We start from the raw sequence: 25,781 nt of genomic DNA, 5'->3' as shown, positions 1-25,781 counted from the left end.
GGACTGTGGTCGATACGTACCAAATACAAGCCCTTCCAGACCGCGGACGACTAGCCGCCGAAGACCTTCTTCAACAGGTCCGTGCTGCGCGCCGCCGGGTTATCGCGAATCGACTTCTCTTGCGAGCCGATCGTGGTGAATAAGCCGTCAATCGTCTTCGAGGTGACGTAATCATCCAGATTCAGCGAGTTGCCGCCCTTGCCCGCCTTGCCGCCAGTGAGCGCGCCCAGCGAACCCAATGCACCGCCAAGCCCGCCGCCGCCTTCGCCCGCACTTGAAGTGAGCGCTTTGTACTTCTGGGTCACGCCGACGCTGTCGGTGGCCTGAGCCACGATGGGATGAATGCGTTGGGTCAACGCATCACCGGCGACCCGACGGAAATAATCGGTGGCCGCATGATCGCCACCGGTAAGGATGCCGCGCGCGTCGTCAAGCGTCATCTTGCGAATCGCATCACCGAACAGATCCGCCACCTGCGGCACCGCTTTCTCGGCGGCGCGGTTAAGACTCAGCTCAAAATCGTCCACCCGCTGCCCCTGCCCGAGCTTGCGCGCCAGATCGCCCACTTGCTTGAGCTTGCCAGGCAGTGGAATGCGCACCGCCGCGTTCTTCCAGAAACCATCGTTGCGGCCAAGGCTATTGATGGCACTGGTAGTACCTTTGGCCAGCGTTTCCTTGAGGCCGGCGGCGATATCGCTAGTGGGCAGATTGGCCCCCAGATTCGACGAGGCATTCGGAGATTGCGTGGCCTGCGTTGCCTGCTTGAGCAGATCCTTGAGCTGATAGGCGCCGGCGGCAACTGGGATGGCGGCAAAAGCGATGGTGAGTCCAAGCAAGCTATAACGATGGGAAGCACGCATGACGTATGCACTCCGACGGGCCGAAGGAGGAGGCAGTGTACGCCGAGCCGGTGTTGCCAGTGTGACTATGGGAAAGCCTCGCAAAGAGCCTGTTCAAAAAGGGACCGGCTGCCGTAACCGCTCCTATTCGACCAAAGGCTAATGCCCGCAGAACCGACATGGCATTGACCACTGCGGCCATGGGGGCGACTCTTGCAAGGTCTGTTCAGGGAGAGGCCATCATGCAAACCGTCGCTACCCCTTCTGGGAATACTCCAGCGGTAGTTACCCCCATGAGCCCAGCAAGCAAATTGCTTTGGGCTGTTATCGCCGTTATCGGTGCGTGCTGCCTGGGCGTGGTGGCGCTACGCCGCGACGAGCCGATCAATGCGATCTGGCTGGTCGCCGCCGCGATCTCGGTATTCGTTATCAGCTATCGCTTCTATAGCAAGTTCATCGCCTACAAAGTGCTGCGGATGGATCCCAGCCGGGCCACGCCGGCGGTGCTGCGCAACGATGGCCTGGACTACGTGCCGACCGACCGCTGGGTGGTGTTCGGCCATCATTTCGCCGCCATTGCCGGCGCCGGTCCACTGGTCGGCCCGGTGCTTGCGGCGCAAATGGGTTATCTGCCCGGCACGCTGTGGATTCTGTTCGGCGTGGTGTTCGCCGGCGCGGTGCAGGATTTCATGATTCTCGGCCTGTCGCTGCGCCGCGATGGCCGGTCGCTCGGCAACATGCTGCGTGACGAACTAGGCGCGCTACCGGGTATCGTCGCCATGTTCGGCGTACTGGTGTTGATGATGATCGTGCTGGCGGTGCTGGCGCTGGTGGTAGTGAAAACACTCACGCATAGCCCCTGGGGCACCTTTACCGTGGCCTGCACGATTCCGATCGCTTTGCTGATGGGTGTCTATTTGCGCTGGCTGCGCCCTGGTCGAATTCTGGAGGTATCGATCATCGGCCTGGTGCTGTTGCTTACCTCGATCTGGTCGGGGGCTTACGTAGCCGCTTCGCCAACATGGGCGGCGGCGTTTAATTTCGATGCCAAGACCATGGCCTGGCTACTGATCGGCTATGGCTTTTGCGCGTCGGTGCTGCCGGTATGGCTGTTGCTGGCGCCGCGCGATTACCTCAGCACTTTTCTCAAGATCGGCACCGTACTGGTGTTGGCGCTGGCAATCTTCATCGCCGCACCGAACCTGCAGATGCCGGCAGTGACCAAGTTCATCGACGGCACCGGCCCGGTGTTCCAAGGCAATCTGTTTCCGTTCCTGTTCATCACCATCGCTTGCGGCGCGGTATCAGGCTGGCATTCGATCATCGCCTCCGGCACCACACCTAAGCTGCTCAGTAACGAGGGCGAGGCCCGCATGGTCGGCTACGGCGGCATGTTGATGGAGGCCTTTGTCGCCATCATGGCGTTGATCGCTGCCGCCTCGCTGCATCCGGGTGTGTACTTCGCGATGAACTCCCCCGGCGCATTGATCGGCACCACCGTGCAAGACGCCGCCGCCACGATCAGCCAATGGGGCTTTGTGGTGACGCCCACCGAGCTGCTCGATACCGCCAAGAATATTGGTGAAGCGACCGTCCTCAGTCGTACCGGCGGTGCGCCGACCTTGGCGGTCGGCATGGCGCAGTTGCTGCACAATATTCTTCCCGGCCAGGGGGTCATGGCGTTCTGGTACCACTACGCCATTCTGTTCGAGGCGCTGTTTATCCTCACCACCGTGGATGCCGGCACGCGCGTGGGCCGCTTCATGATTCAAGAGATCGCCGGTCTGATCTACGCGCCGCTCAAGCACACCGAATCATGGATCGGCAACTTGCTCGCCACCATGATCTGCGTCGGTCTGTGGGGTTACTTTCTGTATCAGGGCGCCGTCGATCCGCTGGGCGGCATCAATACCTTGTGGCCCTTGTTCGGCATTGCCAACCAGATGCTGGCAGCGATCGCGTTGATGCTCGCCAGCGTGGTCATGGTGAAACTCAAACGCGAGCGCTATCTGTGGGTACCGGGCATCCCGGCGATCTGGCTGGTCACATGCACCCTCACTGCCGGCTGGCAGAAACTCAGTGGCCCGATCAGCTTTACCGCCGCCGCGCAGAAATATTCGCAGGCACTGCAAGACGGCAAGCTGCTGGCGCCCGCCAAGAGTGTGGCCGAGATGAATCAAATCATCACTAACAACACAGTCGACATGGTGCTCACCGGCTTATTCATGCTGCTGGTGCTGAGCATGGCCGGCTTCGCCCTGCGTGCGCTTGTCAAAGCCTGGCGCGCCAACCACCCCACCGCGCAGGAAGAACCCTACGTGGCGCTATCCAGCGTCAGCTCTTGAGGCCATGTCGATGAAGATCGCGCCGATCAAGCGGACCCTGCAGGCGGCATGGAAGCGAGCGGTGCAAACCGCCCGCCTCTGCTGCGGGGTTCCCGACTATGACGTTTATGTGAAACATCTGCGCGAGCATCATCCCGAGCGAACCGTACCGAGCTACGCGGAGTTTTTCCGCGAAAGGCAGGTGGCCCGGTACAAGGGGACGGGTGGGCGCTGCTGCTAGGAGCCGGCTCCGGCTTCTGGATAGTCCGCCCCCCTCCCAGCCTCCTGGGATGAGAAAAGCTCGCCTCATTCGTGCCCCCTCCCTTGCTCGCTGGGGAGGGGTGCTGGCTCGCCACAAGACTTCACTCACTCCCAAAAGATTTTTAGAGGCTCTAAGCTTCGTCCCCATGCCCGACTCCCCTAGCAGCAAACCCGTGAAGCACACCCCATTCGCCGAATCGCAGCACAATGTCGGCTTACGCGTCATCGCGATCTACAAAGCCATCAAAACGGTTGGCCTGATTTTGATCGCCATCGCGGCTTTTCGCCTGGATCAACAACAAAATTTCGAGCGACTGGTGCATTGGCTGGAGCACTTGTCATTGACCGACAGCAGCAGCCTGCGCTGGAAGCTGGTCTCGATTCTGCAGGCACTTGGCCCCAGCAAATTCGTCGCCATCGGCATCGTGGCCCTGGTTTATGCGGCGATCTTCGCTACCGAAGGCATCGGCTTGTGGCTGCGCAAGCACTGGGCGGAGTGGTTCACCGTGATCGCCACCGGCTCGCTGATTCCCTTGGAGCTCTACGAAGTGCTGGAGCGCTTTAACTGGATCAAGCTGGCCGTGCTGGTGGCCAATATCGCCATCGTGATTTATCTGGTGCGCATTGCCATGCAGCCGCGCGCACCCAAGGTCAGCGCCGAAGTCAGCCACTGACCACCGGTAACGGCTCACTTCGACGGCGGAAACCACACATTGAGAATCTTGCCGTCACGCACTTCATAGACGGCAATGGGGTCCGGCTTGCTCTTGTCTTCGGGCACGCCGATCACGTGCTCGCGGTCGATCACGATCGGTCCGTTCACCATGCGCGTGACGACTTTCGCGGCAAAGGTCTTTGGCACCTTGGCTAGAAAGGCATAGGTCTCTTTCAAGGCCGGGATACCCTTGATCGGAGGACGTTTACCACTGAGGTCGACAATCGTCACGTCGTCCGCGTAGCAGGCCGCCATAGCTTCGACATCATGCTTGTTATAGGCATCCAACTGGGCCTGAACTACTTGCTCGGGATCGCTCGATTTGCCGCAGGCCAAGGCGGACAAGGGCAGCAGCGTACATACAGCGAACACAACGATGATTCGATTGAACTGCAGCATGATGCCGACCCGTGGCGACGTTGAGAGACGGCCATTCCAGCAGACGCATCGTTGCCCACACCAGTGCTGAAGGTCCGCTGCCTTAGAGCTCGTGATGCAACGCCTCTGCCGAAGGGTCCTGTGCAGCGACAACCTTGCGGCGCGGCGCCAACTCCACCAGATACATCGCCGCCAAGACCAGGGCGCCGCCAACAAGCATGCGCCAAGTCAAGGTGTCGTTCCCCAGGCTCACCGCAAAAGCAGCGGCAAACACCGGCTCCAGCGTCATGACAATGGCTGCTCGGGTCGCCGAGAGATGGGCCTGTGCCCAGGTCTGCATCAGCATCGCGCCGGCACCGGCGGCGAGGGCCATATAAACCACCGCAATCCAGGCGCCGCGATCGGGCGGCCATGTAGGCCCATGCGGCAAGGTCGCCAACAGGCAAACCACCGCGACCGCGATCATCTGCACCGTGGTCAACGCAAACGCACTGCCAGGTCGTGACCACTGCCCCAGGCCCACGATATGCAGGCCGTACAGCAGCGCCGAGGCCAGGGTGATCCAGACGCCGTAGCCGATGCTGAGCCCATGCAAGGCCAGCAAAGCAAGCCCGCCCAGCGCCAGCAGCACGGCGATCCAGGTTATCGGCGGCAAGCGTTGGCGCAACAGCACCGTGCCGAGCAGCGGCGTAAACACCACATACATGCCGGTGACAAAACCACTGACGCTGGCCGAGGTATGTTCCAACCCGGCGGTCTGCAACAACTGACCCACGCCGTACACCACACCCAGCGCCAGCCCCTGCCACCACTGGCGGCGGCCAAGCTGCAGCAGCGGCTTCAGAAACAACAGCAGCATCGCCAGCGCGGCGATCACAAAGCGCACGGCCAGAAAATCCGCCACCGGCATGCGCTCCACCAGATCCTTGATAAGGAAAAAAGTGGAGCCCCAGATTGCAGTGACCGAGATCAGTCCCGCTGTGGCAAGCGCCGGTGTGCGCGCATGACTCATGGCTTACTGGCGGCAGCGCGTTTACGCAGCGCCAAACGTGTCAACTGCGCAGGTATCTGCAGTAAAAAATGCAGCCAGATACCCGACCAGACCATAACTGCCAGCAACGGATTACGCGCCGCCGGATCGAACTTGCGAAACCATCGCCACATGCCACGATGCTTGTGCCGGCTGACAAACACCGGCCGGTGCCGGCTGGAACTGCCCTTGCCGTGCAACACCCGCACGTCGCCGGCGAGCAGCACCTGATAACCGGCATCGCGCACACGGCGGCACAGATCCAGATCTTCGCAATGCAGAAAATACGCTTCGTCGAACCCACCCAATTGCGCAAACACCGGGCGCGGCATCAGCATCAACGCTCCCGATACCGCCTCGGCCTCCACCAACTGCTGTGGCATCGGCCCCGCGATATTGATGCCATCGCCGCTGCGACCAAGCAAGGTATTCAACGAACGGCGCAGCAATGGATCACGTCGATAAGAAGCCGGATCGGCCACCCCCTGCTCATCGCAGACCACGGCACCGATCACGCCTGCTTTGTGGTGCGCAGCCAACGTATCGAGTAAGCGGCGCAAGCTATCGCTCTCTAACAAGCAATCGGGATTGAGCACCAAGAGCGCATCACCACGCGCTTGTGCGGCACCACGATTCATGGCCGGCCCAAAACCGAGATTGGCGCGGTTGTAGATCACCCGCAGCCGTGCATCGGCTTGATGCCGCTGCTCGATCAACTGCGGCACACCATCGCCAGAACCGTTATCCACCAGAATCAATTCAAGCGGAACATCGCAGGCCAAAACCCGCCGTGCGCAATCGAGCAGCGAAGGACCGCTATCTGCGGCCACCACGATCACACTGACTGCGAACGGTCCGACCAGAGGCGAAGCATGAGAGGCAACTGTATTCACCGCGCAAGTATAGATGGGGACGCTCCGATCTATTCGATGCAGGCGTCACTGAGGCCGAATGCTGCAGGCGCTTTTGAGAGAACTTGGGTTGCGCTTATTGATTTATTTGTAGCCGCAGAAAGCTCACCCCCTCCCAGCCTCCCCCTGCAAGTAGGGGGAGGGGCAAAAGCAACGCTCGCAGCTTTTGACGTTGCTTTTGCTTTTGCTTTTGCTTTTGCTCTTGACCTTGGGGCCCCTGTGCGTCGGTGAGGGTCGGCCGGGCTTTTCGCCAGGGCAGGAAGCCCTGTCGAAAAGCCCGGCCGACCCTCACAAGCCCGAAGGGCGGCGCGCGGGGTGGCCTTCTCTTTGGTTACTTTCTCTTGGCCACTCAAGAGAAAGTGACTCGGACCCCGGCAGGGGTTCGAAAGCCCGCCGCAGGCGATCCAGGTCGCCCAACCCCAGCGAACCCACCAAACCAAATCACTCCCCCAAAACCTCCCCCAACCCAACCGGCACCCCATCCTCCCCCCGCACCAGCCAAGGCAACTCCCCCTCCCACCCACACAACTGCCACCCACCCAGCCGATGCAACCGATCGCCATCGCGATCCCACAAAACATCCCCCAGCCCATCACGCATGCTGGCCACGAACCAGCGCCCGCCCGGACTAAAACAACAACGCGGGCTCAGCCCATCGATAAGACGCCCCGCAGCAAATCGATATTGCCCAGCCTGGTAATGAACCAGGCCACCCAGCGGATCGGTAAGCACGCTTTCGATTTCCCGCCAACTGACCCGCTGAAGTTCAATGATGCTGGCGCGCGGCCCGAGCGGCGCCATCGCCAACTCGCTCCATTCCGGCGAGGGCTTCGCCTGCGGCGTGTGGTTGACCTGGTGGTCAAGCAAAGATTCCAGCAACGCCAGCAACGAAAAGCCGACCAAGGCACCGAGCAGGGCCATGCCCCAGGCGAGTAGATCGCCACCCAGCGAGCGTTGTACGGCAAACAGCAGACCGGGCAGACCCCACCTCAGTCCACGGCGACACCAGTTGGCATAGCCGACAGCACTATGGGCAAACGCGATCGCACTGATCGTCAAGGCCACCAATAAGGTCAGGCCCAGCCACCATGGCAACATCGCCAGCAGGGCAATCCACACAGCCAGTAGCAGCCAGGTGGACCACCGCGCGACGAGCGGGTTCATGTCAGTCCCGCGCGTTAGCCGCGGGACCGTTCATCAGCCGCACCACACCCGCGCATTGCGGAACATACGCATCCACGGCGAATCCTCGCCCCACTGCTCTGGATGCCAGCTCATCTGCACGCTGCGGAATACGCGCTCGGGGTGCGGCATCATGATGGTCACGCGACCATCGGCGGCGGTGAAACCGGCCAGGCCGCCGGGCGAGCCGTTCGGATTGAGCGGATAGTCTTCGGTGGGGCGGCCGCGATTGTCGACAAAGCGCAGTGCAGCGCTGGACTTCGACGGGCTGCACGCTTGCGGAAAGCTCACGCGACCTTCGCCATGCGCTACCGCCACCGGGATGCGCGAACCGGCCATGCCCTTGAAGAAGATGCTCGGCGTATCGAGCACTTCCAGCGTCGCCAGGCGCGCCTCGTATTGCTCGGAGGCATTGCGCAGGAACTTCGGCCAATGCTGCGCACCGGGGATGATCTCCTTGAGCTGGCTCATCATCTGGCAGCCGTTGCAAACGCCCAGCGCAAATTTCTCGGGGTCGGCGAAGAAGGCGGAGAACTCGGCACGCAGGTAGTCGTTGTACAGAATCGATGTCGCCCAGCCGCGGCCGGCGCCGAGTACATCGCCGTAGGAGAAACCGCCGCAAGCGGCCAGTCCACGGAAATCCGCCAGCTTGATCCGGCCGCTGGCTAGATCGGACATATGGACGTCTACCGCTTCGAAGCCCGCGCGGGTGAACGCGGCGGCCATTTCGACTTGCCCGTTGACACCTTGCTCGCGGAATATCGCCACGCGCGGTCGCGAGTTCATGCTGGCGCCTGCACTGATAACGTCATGGACGTTCAATGGCGCAGCGATATCTTCGGCGGGATTAAACGTGAGCTTGGGGCTGATACCTGGATCGGCATCGTCCAGCCGCCATTTTTGTTCGGCATCGGCGCTGAGCGGGTTATCGCGCAATCGCTGCATCGCGTAGCTGGTTTCGTTCCAGGCTTCGAACAAGGTGGTCCAATTCCATTTGAATAACGTGTCGCCGGCCAGGAAAAGCTTGATGCCGAGTTTTTCTTTCGGGCGCCCGATGCGCGTGCACAGACCGGCCAGGCCGTACTTGACCAACAGCGCCTCGAAGGCCTCGCGATTGGCGCTGGCCACCTGCATAACCGCACCGAGTTCTTCGTTGAACAAAGCGCGCAAGGTCGCCTCGCCCCAACCGTCCAGATGAATCTCCAGACCGCAATGACCGGCAAAGGCCATTTCCAGCAAGGTGACGATGACACCGCCATCGGAGCGGTCGTGATAAGCCAGCAGCAGACCACCGCGATTCGCCTCTTGCACCAGATCGAACAGCGCCTTGAGCTGCTTGGCATCGTCCAGATCCGGCGGCACACCGCCACTGCGGTTGAACACTTGCGTCAGCGCGGAGCTACCGAGACGATCGTGACCCGCACCAAGGTCGAGCAACCATAGATCGGAATCGCCACGATCAAGGCGAAGCTGCGGCGTAAGCGTGCGACGCACATCGTCGACGCGTGCAAAACCGGTGATAACCAGCGACACCGGCGACACCGTGCGCTGCGGCGTATCGCCGTCCTGCCACACGGTTTGCATCGACAAAGAGTCTTTGCCGACGGGAATCGAGATATCGAGTTCGGGGCATAGCTCCATGCCGATCGCTTTGACCGCATCGAACAAGGCAGCGTCTTCGCCCGGATGATTCACCGCGGCCATCCAGTTGGCCGACAGGCGCACTTCGCCTAGCGAGGCAATCGAGGCCGCCGCCAGATTGGTGATCGCCTCGCCTACCGCCAAGCGCGCCGCATCGGCACTGCTGAGCAAGGCCACCGGAGCGCGCTCGGCAATCGCCATCGCTTCACCGGCATAGCCGTCGAAATCCGAAATGGTGACGGCACAATCGGCCACCGGCACTTGCCACGGACCGACCATCGGATCGCGATGATTGAGGCCGCCGACCGTGCGGTCGCCAATGGTGATGAGAAAACTCTTGCTGCCTACGGTGGGCAGGCGCAGCACGCGCAACAACGCCCCGTCCATGCCGATGCCGGTCAGATCGGGCACCACATCGACACGTGGTTTTACCCGCTTGGCATCGCGATGCATGCGCGGCGGCTTACCGAACAGCACATCCATCGGCAAATCGATGACGGTGAGGTCACGGCGCGGATCGCGCACGCGCAGATGACGCGCCGCCGTGGCATCGCCGACAACGGCATACGGGCAGCGTTCGCGCACGCAGTACGCTTCGAATTCGGCCAGCTCGCCGACACCGATCGCCAGCACATAGCGCTCTTGCGATTCGTTGCTCCATACCTGCATCGGCGACAACTGCGGGTCATCGCAAGGGATCGCGGACAAATCGATATCGCCACCGACGCCGGCATCGTTGAGCAGTTCGGGAATCGCGTTGGACAAACCGCCTGCGCCGACGTCGTGGATGCTGACGATAGGGTTGTGCTCGCCACGTGCCCAACAGGCGTCGATCACTTGCTGGCAGCGTCGCTCCATCTCGGCGTTATCGCGCTGCACCGAGGCGAAATCGAGCTCGGCGCTGGACGCGCCCGATGCTACCGACGAGGCGGCACCGCCACCCAGGCCGATCAGCATCGCCGGGCCGCCCAGCACGATCACCTTATTGCCCGGCTGCACGTCGCGCTTTTGCACATGATCGGCGCGCATATTCGCCAGACCGCCGGCAATCATGATCGGCTTGTCATAGCCGCGGCGCAGGCCGGCTTCACTGGTCTCGTGCTCGTAGGTACGGAAATAGCCACCCAAACAAGGGCGGCCGAATTCGTTATTGAAGGCGGCGGCACCGAGCGGGCCATCGCGCATGATTTCGAACGCCGTAGCCATGCGCGGCGGCAGTGGGCGATTCACCTCCCACGGCTGCGGGTGGCCGGGGATGCGCAAATCGGACACCGAGAAACCGGTGAGCCCGGCCTTGGGCTTGGCGCCACGGCCGGTAGCGCCCTCGTCGCGAATCTCGCCGCCGGCACCGGTGGCCGCGCCGGGCCATGGTGCGATAGCGGTCGGATGGTTATGTGTCTCTACCTTGATTGCGTAGTCGATACGCTCCGCGTGCGAACGCCATACGCCGTCTTGGTCGGCAAAAAAACGCTTGCCTTCGTTGCCCTCGATCACCGCCGCATTGTCCTTGTAGGCGGACAACGTGTGCGCAGGCGAATGCTGGTGGGTGTTCTTAATCATGCCGAACAGGGTTTTATCCTGCGCTTCGCCGTCCAGCGTCCAGCTCGCATTGAACACCTTGTGCCGGCAATGCTCGGAGTTCGCCTGGGCGAACATGAAAAGCTCGGCATCGGTGGGGTCGCGGCCCAGTTCGGCGTAACGCTCGGCGAGGTAGTCGATCTCGTCCTCAGCCAGGGCCAGCCCCAGTTCGGCATTCGCCTTGGCCAGGGCGGCACGGGCATGGCTGCCCAGTGCGATATGCACCAGATCGCCCGGCTTACCGACAAGAAACAGCTTCTGCGCATCCTCGATGCGGGTCAACACCGACTGCGTCATGGCGTCGCATAGCACGGCCATCACCGCCTCGTAGCCGGGTGCATCGGCGGCCGGCAAACTGGCGATCTGCCAGGCCAGGCCACGCTCTACCCGGTGCACCGCGAAACCGGCGTCATGCAGGATGTCGGTGGCCTTGCTCGACCACGGCGAGATGGTGCCGAAACGCGGCACTACCCACAGCGAGGCGGGCTCGGGCGCGGCGTCCTTGGCCTCCAATACCTCTAGCAGGCGCTGGCGCAGCTCGCCTTCCGGCGCGGTATCGGCGTCGATGAAATAGACATGCCAGGCGGCTTGCACACGTGTGCCGCGATGCAAGGCATCCAGGCGGGCGTTCAAACGTTCGAGGCGAAACGGCGAAAGGGCGCTTTGCCCGTCGAGTGCGATCATGCGGGGACCGGCGCTAACGCGCTATGCGGCGAAGAAGTCGCACATTGTACCCCAAGCCGGCCGCCGCTCTCCTTCCCCCCTGCGCAAATAGCAACGAGGGAAGAAAAGCGCCGGTTTCAATCAGCCGCTCTTGCGCTTATCCAACGCCTTAAGCAATTGATCTGCCGTGACATAACCGCCCACGATGCTGCCATCGGCGGCAATGATGGTCGGGGTACCGGTAATGCCTAGCTTGAGGCCAAGATTGAATTGGTCTTTGACCGGATTCGCGCAGCTCTCCGGCTTGGGCTGCGCGCCCTTGATGGCGGCGCTGAAGGCTGCATTGCGGTCGGCCGCGCACCATACCGACGACATCTCGGTATACGTCGGCGTTTCTTTGCCGGAGGTGCTGGTGACGCCTTCGCGTGGCCAGGCAATGTACTCCACCGCAATACCCGCCTTGTTGAAATCGCCGATGTGCTCGTGCAGCGAGCGGCAATAGCCGCAGTTGACGTCGGTAAACACGATCACCGTGTGCTTGGGGTTGGCCGGCGCGAACACGATGCGCTGGGCGACCGGCAACTTGGCCAGCTCGGCCTTGCGAAAATCGGCCCAGGCCGCATCGCTGACGTCTTTTTTGCTGCTCAGATCAACCACATTGCCATTCACCATGTATTTGCCGTCGTTGCTGACAAAGACCAACTGGCCGGAGGCAATCACCTGATAAAAGCCCGGCAGCGGTGACGGCTTGATCGAGTCGATCTGCGCTTTGGGAGCAAGCCCGAACAACGCCTGGCGCACGACGCCCTCGGGGCTCGTCGCGGTAGCGCCATCGTCGGCCGCGCAGGCACCGAGCGCGAAACCACCGGCACACAGGGCCAGCATCCATTTCTTCAACATCGCAAACCTCGCTTGCATCGGTTCCGCACACAGGATTGCCGGCGGAAGGGTTCGATTCTCGCACAAATGGCCGTAACCGCTTGTCAAAACGGCGTGTTCACCCCCTGGGATGATGCTGCGCATGCAGCCGCTTCAAGCCTTCTTTCGCTACCAGAGTGTAGATCTGCGTAGTGCTGAGCGAGCTGTGGCCGAGCAGCATTTGCAATGCGCGCAGATCGGCGCCGTGATTGAGCAGATGGGTAGCGAAGGAGTGCCGCAGCACATGCGGCGAGATGCGCTTGGGGTTGATTCCGATCTTGATCGCGTAACGCTTTACCAGGGTCCAGAACATCTGCCGCGTCATACCCTCGCCGCGCTGGCTCAAGAACAGCGCCGGCGGTTGCTTGCCCTTGGCCAACACCGGCCGTGCGCCGGCGAGATAAGCCTCGATATGCTCCAGCGCCACCTCACCTACCGGCACCAGCCGGTCTTTGCCGCCCTTGCCGGTAACGCGCAGCACGCCCTGGCGCGTATTGAGCCCGGCCAATGGCAAGTCGACCAGCTCGGACACACGCAGGCCCGAGGCATACATCAACTCCAGCATCGCGCGATCGCGCAAACCCAGGGTGCCGGCAAGATCCGGCGCATTCAACAGGCCTTCGATCTCGCGCTCGGCCAAGGCCTTGGGTAAGCCGCGCGGCATGCGCGGGCGCTCGATCAGCAAGGTGGGGTCTTCGTATCCCGCCTGGTTGCGCACCAGCCAGCCGTAGTAACGGCGAAACGACGACTGCCGCCGCGCCATCGAACGCACCGCCACCGGCTGGCTGCCGTGATAGGCCGATAAATCCTCGCGCCGGGCGGCTTGCAAACCACGTCCACGCCCGGCCAGCCACCGAGCCAAGCCTTCCAGATCGCGCCGATAGGCTTCGAGTGTCTGATCGGCCAAACCGTCTTCGGACCATATGCGCTCGATAAAGGCAGCGATGCTCTGTTGATCGGCTTCGGTAATACTTGCGGCTTCTTCTTTCATCTGCGCGATGCTGGCCATTGCGCGCGCCCGACGCAAGCGAACTCATGAATACAGCGACTCAATCCTTGCCCTGCCCGCTTTGGCGCCGTTTGCTCGCGCTGGTTTATGACTTGCTTGCGGTGATTGCGATAGCCGCCTGCACGGGTCTGTTCTGCCAATTGCTTACCGGCGGCCAGTTATTCGACGCGCACGGCAAACCGTTGACCTGGTGGTTTCAGCCGGTGGAGTACCTGACGATTTCGGCTTATTTCATCGCCTCGTGGCTGCGCGGCGGGCAGACCCTGGGCATGCGGCCCTGGCGCATCCGCGTCACTGCAAACGATGGCGGCAAACCCTCGCTGCGACAGGCGCTGATTCGGCTGATCGTCGCCGCGCTGCCCATATTGTTGCTGGAGCTGCACCCGTGGCTCGGCTTGCGCGGTGCGCTATGGGCGGTGCTGATGGCCTGGGGCCTATGGTTCGCATTCGGCTTGGTCGACCGCCGCCGCCGCGCCTTGCACGATGTCGCGGCCGGTACTGAGATTCGACTGATCTGACCGGCTGATCTGAAAGCTGGTCTAAGCACTTGATTTGAGCTGACGCCTCACTCATGCGGCAGCGCAGCACGACAGAACCAAACCAGCTAAGATCATGTCTTTCGAACACCCCGGCCCTCCCCGATGCTCTATCAGATCCACGAGTGGCAGCGCTCCTTTCTTGGTCCGCTGAGTTACTACGCCCAAGCCAGTGCCCGCATGTTGACCGACCAAGGCAGCCTGATGGCGCAATTCCCCGGCGCACAGCGCATGGCGGCGGGCTACGAACTGATCCATCGGCTGGGCAAGGAATACGAAAAGCCGGAGTTCGGCATCCATAACGTCGTCGCCCACGGCCACACTATCGCCGTCGTCGAACAGACCGCCCTCGATACCCCGTTTTGCCAGCTCAAGCGATTCAAGCGTTTCAGCGATCATCCCGACAGCATCGAAAAGATGAAGAGCGACCCGGTGGTACTGGTCGTCGCACCACTGTCCGGCCATCACTCCACCTTGCTGCGCGACACCGTGCGCTCGCTGCTGGCCGACCACAAGGTCTACATCACCGACTGGGTCGACGCGCGCATGGTGCCGACGTCGCATGGCGGCTTTCATCTCGACGACTACATCGCCTGCATCGAGCAGTTCATTCGCCATATCGGCGCAAAGAACGTACATGTGATCTCGGTTTGTCAGCCTACCGTACCCGTGCTGGCTGCCGTATCGCTGATGGCCGCACGCGGCGAAGACACCCCGCTCAGCCTGACCATGATGGGTGGTCCGATCGAGCCGCGCAGCAACCCCACCGGCGTCAACAACCTCGCCACCACGCAGCCGCTGAGTTGGTTCAAGGGCAACGTGATTCACACCGTGCCGACCAACTATCCCGGTCACGGTCGCGAGGTTTATCCCGGTTTTCTGCAGCACGCCGGCTTTATCGCGATGAACCCCAGCCGCCATTTCAACTCGCACTGGGATTTCTACCAAGACCTGTTGCGTGGCGATCTGGACGACGCCCAGGCGCATCGCAAGTTCTACGACGAATACAACGCCGTGCTCGATATGCCGGCCGAGTTTTATCTCGACACCATCAGCACGGTGTTCCAGCAATTCCTGCTGCCGCGCGGCCTGTGGGACGTTGCAGGCGAGCGGGTCAAGCCAAGTGCAATCAAGACCAGCGCCCTGCTCACTATCGAAGGCGAACTGGACGATATCTCCGGTCGTGGACAGACCGAAGCAGCGCATGATCTATGCAGCGGCATCCCCGCCAAACGACGTGCGCACAAGATGATCGAAGGTGCGGGCCACTACGGTATTTTCAGCGGCCGCCGCTGGCGCGAGGTGGTTTATCCGCAGGTGCGCGACTTTATTCGGCAGTTCGATCGCGCTGAAGCTTGAGGCGAAGCGCCTTGCACCTCCCCCTGCTGGCAGGGGGAGGTGGCACACGCGCTAGACGGTGAAAAACGCGCGGAACGCTTCCACGGTCCTGGCGATACCCTCATCGTCAATATCCAGGTGCGTCACCAGCCGCAGCGTCGGCAAATACCCGATGCTGATGCGCACACTGGCAGCGCGCAGATGGACGTCCAATTCGCGCAGGCGGTCAGCCGGCACATCGATAAACACCATGTTCGTGTGCTGGCCAAGCAACTTGATACCTGGAACATCGCCTAGCTGCCTCGATAGCGTGACAGCGCGCCGGTGGTCATCGGCAAGTCGCGCAACGTGATGATCGAGCGCATAGCCGGCCGCCGCCGCGAGCATGCCGGCCTGGCGCCAGCCGCCACCAGCGACCTTGCGCCAGCGCCGCGCTTTCTCGACCACGACAGCCGAACCAAGCAACACCGAGCCCACCGGTGCGCCCAGCCCCTTGGACAAACACACCGACACGCTATCGAAATGCTGCGCAATCTCGCGCGCCGGAACGCCGCCGGCCACCGCCGCGTTGAATATCCGTGCGCCATCGAGATGTATAGCCAGCCCACGCTCGCGCGCAAAGTCATGTGCCGCACGCAAATAGTCCAGCGGCAACACGCGGCCATGCCAGGTGTTTTCCAGCGCCAGCAATCGGGTGCGCGCGAAATGCGGGTCGATCGGCTTGATCGCCGCGGCAAGCTTGTCCAACGGCAGCGTGCCGTCGATGTCATGCGGAATCGGCTGCGGCTGGATCGAACCGAGCACGGCCGCGCCGCCGCCTTCGAATTTGTAAGTATGCGCATCGGTGCCGACCAGGTATTCGTCGCCCCGCTCACAGTGCGCCATCAAGGCCAGCAGGTTCGACTGCGTGCCGGTAGGTACGAATAGCGCCGCCTCGAAACCCAGGTCAGCGGCCATGCGTTGCTGTAAGGCGTTGACCGTGGGGTCTTCGCCATATACGTCATCGCCTACTTCGGCCGTCAGCATCGCCGCGCGCATGGCGGGGGTGGGGTGGGTCACGGTGTCGCTGCGCAGGTCTACCCATGCCACGGTTGCACCTCTCAAGCTTTGGTGAAGTGCTGGAGCTTGGCGCGATTGGGGAGGTTGAGGCAAGCAGACAAGCGCCTTGAAGAGCGCCTATGGGGTTAGTGGTGTGTTCGCGTGGATATAGGTTTTTGCTCGCTGGTTCGCCTGCGGCGGGCTTTCGACCTCCTGCCGGAGGCCGAGTCACTTTCTCTTGAGTGGCCAAGAGAAAGTAACCAAAGAGAAGGCCACCCCGCGCGTCGCCCTTCGGGCTTGTGAGGGCCGGCCGGGCTTTTCGACAGTGCATCCATGCACTGGCGAAAAGGACTCGGCATCCATGCCGAGTCCCCTACGGGCCTTGTCGTCCGACCCTCACCGACGCACAGGGGCCCCAAGGTCAAGAGCAAGATCAAGAGCAACGTCAAAAGCTGCGAGCGCTGCTTTTGCCCCTCCCCTGCGACCGAAGGGAGTCCCCTTTTCGGGACTTGCAGGGGGAGGCTGGGAGGGGGTGCAGCCTTGCGACCAACTCACCCCATCTCCCAAGCATTCAAACCAAGAAGTCGCGCACTTAGAAGCTATAACGCAACGTCGCCTGCACTGACCAACGCGACTGCGCGCGGTCGTCTTCCAGCGTATAGCCGCCGCCATTGAAGTTACCGGCCTTGTCGGTGGGCAGCGCGTAGACGTATTTGCCGGTGGCGGGATCGACGCCGGCAAAATTGGCGAGGGTACGCATATAGGGATAACCCACGTCACGCACTTGACCCCAACGCTTGTTGAGCAGGTTCATGACATTGAACAGGTCCAGCCGCAACTCACCCTTGTTGCCTTTGAACAAGCCGGGGATTTCCTGGCGGAAGGCCAGATCGACTTCGTTGACCCACGGTGAGCGCGCACCGTTGCGCTGAGCTACCGCGCCTTGGTGATCCTTCAAGTAATTTTCGCGCTGGATAAAGGCGTAGAACTGATCGATGGCTTGCTGCGGCGTGCCTTTCTGGAACTGCACCTCGCCGGGGCGCGGGATATACATAAGCCCAGGCGGCGCCGACAAACCTGCCGAACGGATGCCGTCGACGTCGTTGCCGAATACCCAGCTATACGGCTGGCCGGTGTGGCCGTCGTAGAACGCGCTCACGCTGGTGGCATAGTCGCCAAAGAAACGATGCTGCCAGGTCAGCGAAGCGACCACGCGGCGAGCGATTTCAAAATTGCTGTGCCCGGCCGTATCGGCATTCGGGTTGTACACCGCATCGTTGGCCCAGGTGCTGGCGGCCACTTTCTCATTGCCGGAGCTGACATCGGTGGAGCGGCCGAAAACTATACCGAGCGACCCGGACCAATCGGAGTCAGGCGTAAACGGACGGCTGAGTTTCAGCGTCAGATACGTAGCCTGTCCCTGCTTGGTGTTGCTCAGATAGATCACATTGCCGAACTGCGGATTGCGGTTGGCGCGGGCCGCGGCACAGCTACGGTCAGCGGTGGCGCACAGGGTTTTGCCGGTCGGGTCCTTGCCGGTGGCCAGGTAGGCATTGGGGTCGAGCGTAGTCCAGTAGCTGGACCGCCCATCCGGCAGCGCGCCCGTCGCAGCGCCGAGGTTGAGGTCTTGAAAATAGATGCCGTCGCGGGTGGACAGATGCTCCACCTCAGCGGTGAATACCGTGTTCCACCACGGTAGCTGGCGATCGAAACCAAGGCTCATCTTCCATACCGACGGCATGCGGAAACGGCCGTCGGTGACATCCACTTCAGGCGAGCCGCCCTTGCGCACATTCGCCGGAATCAACGGGTTGTTCGGATCGGCCGAGAAACCGCTGCCATTGGCCGCGGAGTAACTGGTCAGCGACATGCCGTTATTGGTGTACGGATTGGATAGCCAGACACCTGGCGGTGCACCTTCGGACAGGCCAATGCCGCCACGCAATTGCATGGCCCGCTCGCCGTCGAAGCTGTAATTGAACGACACGCGCGGCTCGAACAAGCCGTTGCCGTCGATCGTGGCGTTGTTCGGCACGCCGGGGAATGCGTGATTGAAGGCGGGGTTCGCCAACGGCGCGCTGCCGACCTTGGGCAAGTCGTAGCGGAAGCCGTATTGCAGCGACAGGTTGCCGATCTGCCAGGTGTCCTGCACAAACGCGCCCCACTGGTTCAGCGTCCAGCGCGCCGCAATGCTTTGCAGATTGCCGTCGGTCGGGCGGAACACGCTGTACTGAAACCAGCGGCTGTTGGCGAACGCATCGATGCTCGGGAATACATACGAACCGAATTCGGTGCGACCGAACAGGTTGTAGAACTTGTCGCGCTGGAAATCGAAACCCGCCTTGATGCTGTGATCGCCCATACGCCAGGTGCCGGCAAAGAACGTATTGAGGCTTTTGACCCCAAGCACGTTGTAATGGCGAAACTCTTCCTCGCCCAGGTTCACGCTGGGCCCGGTGATGGTGCTGCCGCTGATATTGCCATTGGTGTACACACGCACCTGCGGCTGCTGTGCGAACGGCACCGGCGTAGCGTCGTACTTGGCATACGACACCGCCGCCTCGGTGGAGAAATCGTCAGTCCAGGCGTCGTATGCATTCAGCGCGTACTGCGTGCTTTCGCGATGCTTGGTGAACCAATAGCTGGACAGGCTCAGGCTTGGCGCCGTGGACGAGATGCTATAGCCATTGAGATTGGGCTGCGTGCTCTTTACCCGGTCGTAGCGCAGGCTGACGCGATGGCCATCGGCAATGTTCCAGTCCAGTTTGAACAAGCCGCGCTTTTCGTCCTGATTGGCACCGGCGGCATTCACCACGCCCGGCTTCATGCCCAGACCATTGGCGATCTGCACGATGCGATCGATATCGCTCTGCGCGATCGGCACGATATTGCCCTTGCCGGAACCCAGCGGACCAAAGTTCGGCGCCGCGGCGATCGTCTTCGACTGCTCCACGCTGGCGAAAAAGAACAATTTGTCCTTGATGATCGGCCCGCCAAAAGTGGCGCCGCCGGTCCACTGCCGCTTGAAGCCGGCAAAGGTAGTGCCGGCGCGATCTTCGCCCACCATGTTGTTGGCATTGCGATAAACGTAGTACGCCGAACCATGAAAATCGTTGGTGCCGCTCTTGGTGACGATATTGATATTGGCGCCGACCGCGCGCTTATTGCTGACGTCGTAATTCGCCGTCGAGATGTTGTATTCCTCGATGGCATCCAGCGCGACCGGCTGGTTCAACGCCGGCAGACCGTTGTCCTCCAGGCCGAACGCATCGTTGGTCGGTACCGCGTCGATAGTGATGTTGTTGTAGCGGCTGTTCTGGCCAAGTGCCGAAATCTCGCCCTTGCTCTTATTGGTCACCGTAATCATCGGGTCCAGGCGCGCGATGTCCTGAATCGAACGATTCGGATTGGGCAACACCTTCAACTCACGCTGCGACACGTTGGTGCTGATGCCTTTTGCATCCGGCTGAAAGATCTGCGCCATCGCCACGCTGGAGCTATCCGCACTCACCTGCACGCCCTGCAGATTGGTCGCGTTCGCCGCGCCCGCCCCCAGGTTGAGATCAATGCTGCTCTCCTGCGCCAGTTGCAGGTAAACGCCATCCTTTTCGGCCGCTGCCTGGCCGTCCTTGTTCACCGTGAGGTTGAACGGGCCGCCCACACGCAAGCCTTGCGACTTGTAGCGCCCATCCGCGTCGGTAGTCACCACCTGGGTGGTGCCCGAGGGCACGTGCACAATCTGCACCGCGGCACCTGCCACCGGTTTGCCGCCAGCGTCGAGCACGCGCCCGCTCAATGACGAAGAAGTATTTTGTGCCAGCGCCGTACCAGCCATCAGCAACGATGCGATGGCGAACGGCAGAATCCGTTCCCGCAGATTCCGATTCATGAGTTGATGCTCCGCAATCAAAAAACGAGGCGCTTGCGCGCCTCGTATGCAGTCATATTGACCAAAGACTTACCCCTTGCCGCTGCGCGAGTCGCACGGACGGCACAGCGGACTTTAGAGCATTTTTGTTGCGTAGCAGTGAAGCAAGCTTGCGTGAAACTGGCGCGACCTCACTTTTGCTCGGTCACGCGATCAGCGTCACAGAATCATCGCGCATCCAAAGCTTCTCAGAACGTGTAAACCTCACTCGACACCGGCGACGGATTGCCAGCGGCATAAGCACTGCCGAAGAACGCCAGCCCGCTCGGATTCTGCTTGTAGCTCTGGGAGATGCTGGCATAGGGGTCGGCATACAGCAGGCCCGCACCCTCAACCACCCCTGCTGCAAAACCGGTAGCGGCCATGCTGGCCAGGGATACCTGCGCCACCGAAGCCGAGTTCGTCGTCACTGCCTGTGCTGTTGCGGTGGCACTCGGGCTCTCATCGCGAAAACCACGGGCATGCCCATCGGCGGCGGTAAATACACCTGCAATCGCACCGTTATGGCTCATCCCGCGCACGGCACTGGCTACCGCCGACACCGGGCTCGCAACCACGCCGGCACCCGACGCCGCACGGAAACTGGCGATGCGCGGGCTGGTTGCGGTATCGCAATCGGCAGCGACATCGCCATTGTCATCTAGGCCCTGCGCGACGCAGTTGTGCCCACCAGCCAGCGTACCGATATCCGTTACCGGCGCCACGCGCGGGTTGCCGACAAACGCATGCGCATAGCTGTCCGCGGTCAAATAGCTTCCGGTGATGACACCGGCGTTATTGATCTTCACGGCCACGCTCTGCGTGGCGCGCAGGACCACCGTCGGCAAAACACCGTTGGCCGCCCACAACACGGCATTGCTGTTGCCGGAGATGGTCTCGCAAGCGCCGACGACATCGCCAACGATATTGACATCACGCGCGATGCAATGCCCGGCACGAAGATCGTCCAAAACCGTTGCGAAGTACTTGCCATCCTGCGCGGTCCAGCTCACGGCGATGTCGGTTGTAGCACCCGCCGTGGTGACCTTGCAGTGACCTACCACGGTGAGCGAAACCGCGTCGTTGATCGCCAACGGCTCGCAGCTCTGCACCGCGCCCTGGCCGGCCGCGAGCTGCGGCTTGCGCAAACGCACCGGCGCCGTGGCGCCCGGATTCCAAAGTACGGCATGACGCGTACCGTTGTGGCTCTCACTGATACCCACGATGACACCGGCGCTGTTCACCGGGCCGGCCAGCGCATTCACATCGGCGCCCCAGCCACCTTCAGCAACGATAACGTCGTAGTTCGGGCGCTGATAGGGCAACAATGCGGTCGGCAAAGCCGTGTAGCTACCGCTGCCGTCCACCGTCCAACGCACCGGCTGACGCGTACCGGCGGCATCCTCGCATTGCCCGCTCACCGTGCCATCGTCACCGATCGCGGCGACATTGCACGGCTTGCCCGCCACCAGCGCCGGCAAGCGGCTCGGAATGGCATCACCCGATTTCTGAAACACCGCCACGGTGCGGCCCTGGCTCAGATGACTGCTGATGCACTGGCCAATTACCGTGTGCGCGCTATTGATGCCGGTGGTCTCACAGGTCGCACCACCCGGCAAGGTACCGATATCTATCGCCGCAGCCTGCACGGGGCCGGCTACCCACACGCCGCCGATCAGGGCAAGCGTCGTCAAGCTCGTTCGCAACAGCATTTGCATAACACGATCCTCACTGGGGAGGGGAAAGGGATATCCGGCAGCAGCGCCCTCCTCCGCTGCTGCACGATGTGATCTGGCATTCAAAAAACACGCACGACTAAACGGCACACTGCCGAAACGGCAGCGCCAAGTTGATTCACCCTTAAAAACGAAAACCCCTTCGCGTCGGCAACGCGGCAATAAGCGAACTCTGCGGTGGTTTCGACACACCCTTAAGTCGCCGCAAAACATCTCATGGCCCTGCTACGCGGCGATGACGTCTGTGTTCTAACTATTGCTACATAAAGATGACGGCGACGGTTTAAGACAGGTACGTTCCGCGCAAGCGCACACGCTTAATCGCCATTCCATCGACCGTAGCCGCGCGGTCCCGGCTGTGCATCCAGAGCAGGTATCTTGCCAACCAAGGCATTCGTGGCACGCCATCACACACCCCAAGAGGGCTTTCGCTGTGTCGATCCTACGTCTCTATCTACGCGTTCTAGGCCTGCTGGGCCCGGAGCGTAAACTGGCGATGACCCTGGCCGTGGCGAATCTGGCGTTGGCCGGCGTGTTCTTTCTCGAACCGCTGCTATTCGGCAAGGTCGTCGATGCGCTGACCTCGCAACCCGGCCACGCACCCAGCCTGATCGGCCTATGGGCACTGGTGGGTTTCGCCGGCGTACTCGCTAGTGTGTGGGTGTCGCTGCATGCCGACCGCCTGGCCCATCGGCGGCGGTTGGCCGCGATCAGCGCGTTCTTCGAGCATGCCGCTGCACTGCCCTTGGCGTTTCACGGCGAGCACCATACCGGCCGCCTCGCCCGCATCATGAATAACGGCGTGTCCAATCTGTTCGGGCTCTGGCTCAGCTTCTTCCGCGAACACCTGGCCACCTTGCTTTCGATTTTGGTGATGGTGCCGATCGCTTTATGGATCAACTGGAAACTGGCCCTGCTGATGATCGCGCTGATGGCCAGCTTTGCGATATTCAATGCCATCGCCATACACCGCACCCAACAAGCACAAGGCGAAGTAGAAGAGCTGCATCACGAGATCGCCACCCGTGCCGGTGACGTGTTCGGCAATGTCACCGTCGTGCAAAGCTTTACTCGCCTTGCCGCCGAATCCATCGCGCTGAAGAACATGATGAAGCGCGTACTCGACGCCCAATATCCTGTGCTGAAGGGCTGGGCGATATTGTCCGTACTCAATCGCGCATCCAGCACATTGACCATCGTGGCAATCTTCGCGCTGGGTACCTCGCTGCATGGGCGCGGCGAGGTGACCGTGGGCGGCATTGTCAGTTTCGTCGGCTTCTCGATGATGCTGATCGGCCGTCTCGAACAATTTGCCAGTTTCATTTCCAGCCTGTTTTTCCAGACCCAATCGCTACGCGATTATTTCGCTGTACTCGATCACCACCCCAGCATCACCGAGCAAGCCGGCGCCACCGTACTGCCCCGCGTACGCGGCGAAGTCGTGTTCGATCACATCAGCTTCGGCTACGACAACGTGCAACCGGCCCTGCACGATCTGAGCTTCCGCGCCGCACCCGGCAGCACCATCGCCCTGGTCGGCCCCACCGGCGCCGGTAAAACCACCGCACTAAGCCTGCTGTATCGCGCCTACGACCCCTCCGCCGGGCAAGTCACCATCGACGGCCACGACATCCGCACCGTCAGCCTTGAATCGCTACGGCAAAACATCGGCGTGGTATTTCAAGACCCAGGCATGTTCTACCGCTCCATCCTCGACAACCTTCGTGTCGGCAAGCCCGACGCCGATCTCGCCGAAATCGAAACCGCCGTCGCCGCCGCCGAAGCGGCCAGCTTTATCGCACGCAAACCCGAAGGCTTCGAAACCCTGGTCGCCGAACGCGGCCGCTCACTCTCCGGCGGCGAACGCCAACGCCTGGCCATCGCCCGCGCCATGCTCAAAGATGCCCCGATCCTGGTGCTCGACGAAGCCACCAGCGCCCTCGACAACGCCACCGAAGCACGTATTCAACGCGCGTTGGTCGCACTCACCAAAGGGCGTACCACCTTTGTGATCGCCCATCGTCTTTCCACCGTGCGCAATGCAGATTTGATCCTCGTGCTGGATCAGGGACGCTTGGTTGAACAAGGGCGCTTTGATGAATTGATACAGCTTGGCGGCTTATTTGCACGACTGGCGCAGGACGGAAAGTTTGCACCGGATGCGCAGGAAGATGATGAGGCCATAAGTGCTTAATTAACGTGTTGGAAAAAACCGGGCTACCTCACCTATTCCAACTTTTTGGGGGCACCACTCCACCATTGCTTGACGTTGAGCAGTGTGAGTTTTAGTTTGACCACGTCGCTGCCAAATCAGCGACCGGGTGTGAGATCCCGAGTTCTAAGGCGCAAGGCGCCGATCGGCGCTTTTTCTTTGCGCTAGCATCCCCGCATTTCTGGCGGGCGTGCAAAGGAGCGTTAGGATAATGAGCCCGGCTCTTTATTTCTCTTATATTTCTACTTAATCGTTCCTGATCCTAACAAGCTCTGGCTTTGGATATTGCTTTAATGGTGAGAAATCAGCTTTCCAGAGATCAATTTCATAAAGCTCACCACGAGTATCAGCGTTGATTGCAATGAAAACTGGCACACCATCTGCATCTTCACATTCAGCTTCGACCAAGGTGTCCCCAAGTAATCTTTCATCGACGGTCAAGAATTTCACACTGCCCATACCACCGTCGGACATATCATAAACAGAGCAAGTAGAAATTTGCCGACTGAGTACAGTGAAATCCGCTCTTGAGGCTAACAATGCCGTCAATAGAAATTTCTCGTCATCCCGTAAAGGGCGCGACTTCTCAAGGTCTTGGTGGAGTGATTCGACCGACATTGATTGTTCCATCCGGTAGTTTAAAGGCACTGTAATCTAGCTTTACGCCATTCACAATGACGCTGCCGTTATGTTGCCCCGCTGACAAGGAGCTAGCTACTTTTGACAGATCCTCCTTAATCGCATTTTGAACAAGTTGACTATCAAGCCCTATTTTTCCAACATGCCGGAAGGTATGGGCAATTTGATTCGCCACCTTGCCAAACTGAACCCCGCCCTCCTCCACCCCCTTTATAGCTATATTCTCGCCAAGTCCTTCGCCAGGAATTCCCGCCACAACAGCCATCGACCATTCGAAGTTACTACACCCATCCGTAGCACATATAGCTACGGCTCCACCCGGAATGGCTTTGATAGCAGGATCAGTTGCCTCCGAGACTTCTTGCATTCCGTCGGCAGCAGCAAAATTGGCTATGGCATTAGCCGCCTTAAGCTGCCCCCTAGGCCCGCCCCCTCCTATCTTCTGCATTATTTCACGACCAATACCGGAAAAACTGTCCGATACTTTGCGCATCCACCTACAGGCAAAACTGCAATCCTCTGACTTCCTGCCATCAGGATCGATACGCATTACAGGATTATTCTCTGCATATGCGAAACGGCTGAATCCAAATACGTCTCCGGAGCCGAATCCCACTGGATCGAGACTCACAAATCGTCCCACCATCGGGTCGTAATACCGCGCCTGCATATACACGAGCCCGGTATCCGGATCATTCACATGACTCGTATACCCCGGCCCATTCGGCGCATTCCCCAGCGCCTGCGTACCATACGGCCGGTAGTCAAACGTCGCCGTGATATTGCCACTGGCATCTGCTTCCGCCAGCGGCGTCCCCTGCGGATCGGTATAGATATAGGTCACTGTCGTCCCGGCATACGCCGCCACATTCGCCGCGAGCCACAACACCGTCAGCACCAGTAGATTCTTCAAAATCTTCATCGTC

At 60.9% G+C, this 25,781-nt stretch carries 19 protein-coding genes; 6 read left to right on the top strand and 13 right to left on the bottom strand.

Annotated features, from left to right (window positions below; translation table 11 throughout):
• Positions 1–50: 50 nt before the first annotated feature.
• Entirely contained in the window at positions 51–860 is an 810-nt protein-coding gene (locus DVJ77_RS05130) for a DUF4197 domain-containing protein (RefSeq protein WP_114844409.1), read from the bottom strand.
• A 272-nt stretch (positions 861–1,132) separates the two neighbouring features.
• Here DVJ77_RS05130 and DVJ77_RS05125 point away from each other — a divergent pair, with 272 nt between their 5' ends.
• From DVJ77_RS05125 to DVJ77_RS05115, 3 genes are all read left to right on the top strand, one after another.
• On the top strand, positions 1,133–3,184 hold the full coding sequence (locus tag DVJ77_RS05125; protein WP_114844408.1) for a carbon starvation CstA family protein: 2,052 nt from the start codon (positions 1,133–1,135) through the stop codon (positions 3,182–3,184).
• A gap of 4 nt (positions 3,185–3,188) precedes the next feature.
• The gene (locus tag DVJ77_RS05120) at positions 3,189–3,404 is read left to right on the top strand and encodes a YbdD/YjiX family protein (RefSeq protein WP_191983663.1); all 216 of its coding nucleotides are present in this window, start codon (positions 3,189–3,191) and stop codon (positions 3,402–3,404) included.
• A gap of 166 nt (positions 3,405–3,570) precedes the next feature.
• Entirely contained in the window at positions 3,571–4,098 is a 528-nt protein-coding gene (locus DVJ77_RS05115) for a DUF2127 domain-containing protein (RefSeq protein WP_114844407.1), read from the top strand.
• Between the two features lie 14 nt (positions 4,099–4,112).
• Here the strand turns inward: DVJ77_RS05115 and DVJ77_RS05110 are convergent, their stop codons facing one another.
• From DVJ77_RS05110 to xerD, 7 genes are all read right to left on the bottom strand, one after another.
• Positions 4,113–4,538, bottom strand: a complete 426-nt coding sequence (locus DVJ77_RS05110) for a nuclear transport factor 2 family protein (protein WP_114844406.1) — start codon at positions 4,536–4,538, stop codon at positions 4,113–4,115.
• 82 nt (positions 4,539–4,620) lie between these two features.
• Positions 4,621–5,529, bottom strand: coding sequence for a DMT family transporter (locus tag DVJ77_RS05105; protein WP_114844405.1), 909 nt, complete (start codon positions 5,527–5,529; stop codon positions 4,621–4,623).
• A complete protein-coding gene (locus DVJ77_RS05100) occupies positions 5,526–6,440 on the bottom strand; it encodes a glycosyltransferase family 2 protein (RefSeq protein ID WP_114844404.1) in 915 nt (304 codons plus the stop codon). The genes DVJ77_RS05105 and DVJ77_RS05100 overlap by 4 nt, the downstream gene beginning before the upstream one ends.
• Before the next feature lie 459 nt (positions 6,441–6,899).
• Positions 6,900–7,622 (bottom strand): hypothetical protein, encoded by a 723-nt coding sequence (locus tag DVJ77_RS05095; RefSeq protein ID WP_114844403.1) that lies wholly within the window; start codon positions 7,620–7,622, stop codon positions 6,900–6,902.
• 33 nt (positions 7,623–7,655) lie between these two features.
• Positions 7,656–11,543, bottom strand: coding sequence for a phosphoribosylformylglycinamidine synthase (gene purL, locus DVJ77_RS05090; RefSeq protein WP_114844402.1), 3,888 nt, complete (start codon positions 11,541–11,543; stop codon positions 7,656–7,658).
• A 120-nt stretch (positions 11,544–11,663) separates the two neighbouring features.
• Positions 11,664–12,422: a thioredoxin fold domain-containing protein gene (locus DVJ77_RS05085; RefSeq protein ID WP_114844401.1), complete on the bottom strand. Its 759-nt coding sequence runs from the start codon at positions 12,420–12,422 to the stop codon at positions 11,664–11,666.
• A 97-nt stretch (positions 12,423–12,519) separates the two neighbouring features.
• Positions 12,520–13,449 carry a site-specific tyrosine recombinase XerD gene (xerD, locus tag DVJ77_RS05080; protein ID WP_114844400.1) on the bottom strand — a complete coding sequence of 310 codons (930 nt, stop codon included), beginning with the start codon at positions 13,447–13,449 and terminating at the stop codon, positions 12,520–12,522.
• A gap of 26 nt (positions 13,450–13,475) precedes the next feature.
• Here xerD and DVJ77_RS05075 point away from each other — a divergent pair, with 26 nt between their 5' ends.
• Positions 13,476–13,967, top strand: coding sequence for an RDD family protein (locus tag DVJ77_RS05075; RefSeq protein ID WP_114844722.1), 492 nt, complete (start codon positions 13,476–13,478; stop codon positions 13,965–13,967).
• Between the two features lie 123 nt (positions 13,968–14,090).
• Entirely contained in the window at positions 14,091–15,344 is a 1,254-nt protein-coding gene (locus tag DVJ77_RS05070) for a polyhydroxyalkanoate depolymerase (RefSeq protein ID WP_114844399.1), read from the top strand.
• A 51-nt stretch (positions 15,345–15,395) separates the two neighbouring features.
• Here DVJ77_RS05070 and ltaE read toward each other — a convergent pair whose 3' ends face one another.
• The 3 genes from ltaE to DVJ77_RS05055 all read right to left on the bottom strand — a co-directional run bounded on the left by ltaE (position 15,396) and on the right by DVJ77_RS05055 (position 21,986).
• Positions 15,396–16,412, bottom strand: a complete 1,017-nt coding sequence (gene ltaE, locus DVJ77_RS05065) for a low-specificity L-threonine aldolase (protein ID WP_114844398.1) — start codon at positions 16,410–16,412, stop codon at positions 15,396–15,398.
• A gap of 541 nt (positions 16,413–16,953) precedes the next feature.
• Entirely contained in the window at positions 16,954–20,250 is a 3,297-nt protein-coding gene (locus tag DVJ77_RS05060; protein ID WP_114844397.1) for a TonB-dependent receptor, read from the bottom strand.
• A gap of 227 nt (positions 20,251–20,477) precedes the next feature.
• On the bottom strand, positions 20,478–21,986 hold the full coding sequence (locus DVJ77_RS05055; RefSeq protein WP_114844396.1) for a hypothetical protein: 1,509 nt from the start codon (positions 21,984–21,986) through the stop codon (positions 20,478–20,480).
• Positions 21,987–22,437: 451 nt separating this feature from the next.
• On the opposite strand from DVJ77_RS05055, the gene DVJ77_RS05050 reads away from it, so the two are divergent.
• Positions 22,438–24,198: a glucan ABC transporter ATP-binding protein/ permease gene (locus DVJ77_RS05050; RefSeq protein ID WP_114844395.1), complete on the top strand. Its 1,761-nt coding sequence runs from the start codon at positions 22,438–22,440 to the stop codon at positions 24,196–24,198.
• Positions 24,199–24,462: 264 nt separating this feature from the next.
• Here DVJ77_RS05050 and DVJ77_RS21030 read toward each other — a convergent pair whose 3' ends face one another.
• Positions 24,463–24,834: a DUF6984 family protein gene (locus tag DVJ77_RS21030; protein WP_162791372.1), complete on the bottom strand. Its 372-nt coding sequence runs from the start codon at positions 24,832–24,834 to the stop codon at positions 24,463–24,465.
• Entirely contained in the window at positions 24,803–25,777 is a 975-nt protein-coding gene (locus DVJ77_RS05040) for an RHS repeat domain-containing protein (RefSeq protein ID WP_114844393.1), read from the bottom strand. The genes DVJ77_RS21030 and DVJ77_RS05040 overlap by 32 nt, the downstream gene beginning before the upstream one ends.
• Positions 25,778–25,781 lie beyond the last annotated feature (4 nt).

It is taken from the genome of Dyella tabacisoli (assembly GCF_003350925.1).
Lineage (GTDB): Bacteria > Pseudomonadota > Gammaproteobacteria > Xanthomonadales > Rhodanobacteraceae > Dyella_C > Dyella_C tabacisoli.
Note: the sequence above shows the minus strand (reverse complement) of the source record. Positions and strands in the feature narration are given on the sequence as shown.

Bases quoted from the DNA above. Each gene is read 5' to 3' on its own strand.
- DVJ77_RS05115 (WP_114844407.1), top strand. From the start codon at position 3,571: ATGCCCGACTCCCCTAGCAGCAAACCCGTGAAGCACACCCCATTCGCC.
- DVJ77_RS05040 (WP_114844393.1), bottom strand. From the start codon at position 25,777: ATGAAGATTTTGAAGAATCTACTGGTGCTGACGGTGTTGTGGCTCGCG.
- xerD (WP_114844400.1), bottom strand. From the start codon at position 13,449: ATGGCCAGCATCGCGCAGATGAAAGAAGAAGCCGCAAGTATTACCGAA.
- purL (WP_114844402.1), bottom strand. From the start codon at position 11,543: ATGATCGCACTCGACGGGCAAAGCGCCCTTTCGCCGTTTCGCCTCGAA.
- DVJ77_RS05070 (WP_114844399.1), top strand. From the start codon at position 14,091: ATGCTCTATCAGATCCACGAGTGGCAGCGCTCCTTTCTTGGTCCGCTG.
- DVJ77_RS05095 (WP_114844403.1), bottom strand. From the start codon at position 7,622: ATGAACCCGCTCGTCGCGCGGTGGTCCACCTGGCTGCTACTGGCTGTG.
- DVJ77_RS05130 (WP_114844409.1), bottom strand. From the start codon at position 860: ATGCGTGCTTCCCATCGTTATAGCTTGCTTGGACTCACCATCGCTTTT.
- DVJ77_RS05060 (WP_114844397.1), bottom strand. From the start codon at position 20,250: ATGAATCGGAATCTGCGGGAACGGATTCTGCCGTTCGCCATCGCATCG.
- DVJ77_RS05075 (WP_114844722.1), top strand. From the start codon at position 13,476: ATGAATACAGCGACTCAATCCTTGCCCTGCCCGCTTTGGCGCCGTTTG.
- DVJ77_RS05125 (WP_114844408.1), top strand. From the start codon at position 1,133: ATGAGCCCAGCAAGCAAATTGCTTTGGGCTGTTATCGCCGTTATCGGT.
- DVJ77_RS05085 (WP_114844401.1), bottom strand. From the start codon at position 12,422: ATGTTGAAGAAATGGATGCTGGCCCTGTGTGCCGGTGGTTTCGCGCTC.
- DVJ77_RS05055 (WP_114844396.1), bottom strand. From the start codon at position 21,986: ATGCAAATGCTGTTGCGAACGAGCTTGACGACGCTTGCCCTGATCGGC.
- DVJ77_RS21030 (WP_162791372.1), bottom strand. From the start codon at position 24,834: ATGTCGGTCGAATCACTCCACCAAGACCTTGAGAAGTCGCGCCCTTTA.
- DVJ77_RS05105 (WP_114844405.1), bottom strand. From the start codon at position 5,529: ATGAGTCATGCGCGCACACCGGCGCTTGCCACAGCGGGACTGATCTCG.
- DVJ77_RS05120 (WP_191983663.1), top strand. From the start codon at position 3,189: ATGTCGATGAAGATCGCGCCGATCAAGCGGACCCTGCAGGCGGCATGG.
- DVJ77_RS05110 (WP_114844406.1), bottom strand. From the start codon at position 4,538: ATGCTGCAGTTCAATCGAATCATCGTTGTGTTCGCTGTATGTACGCTG.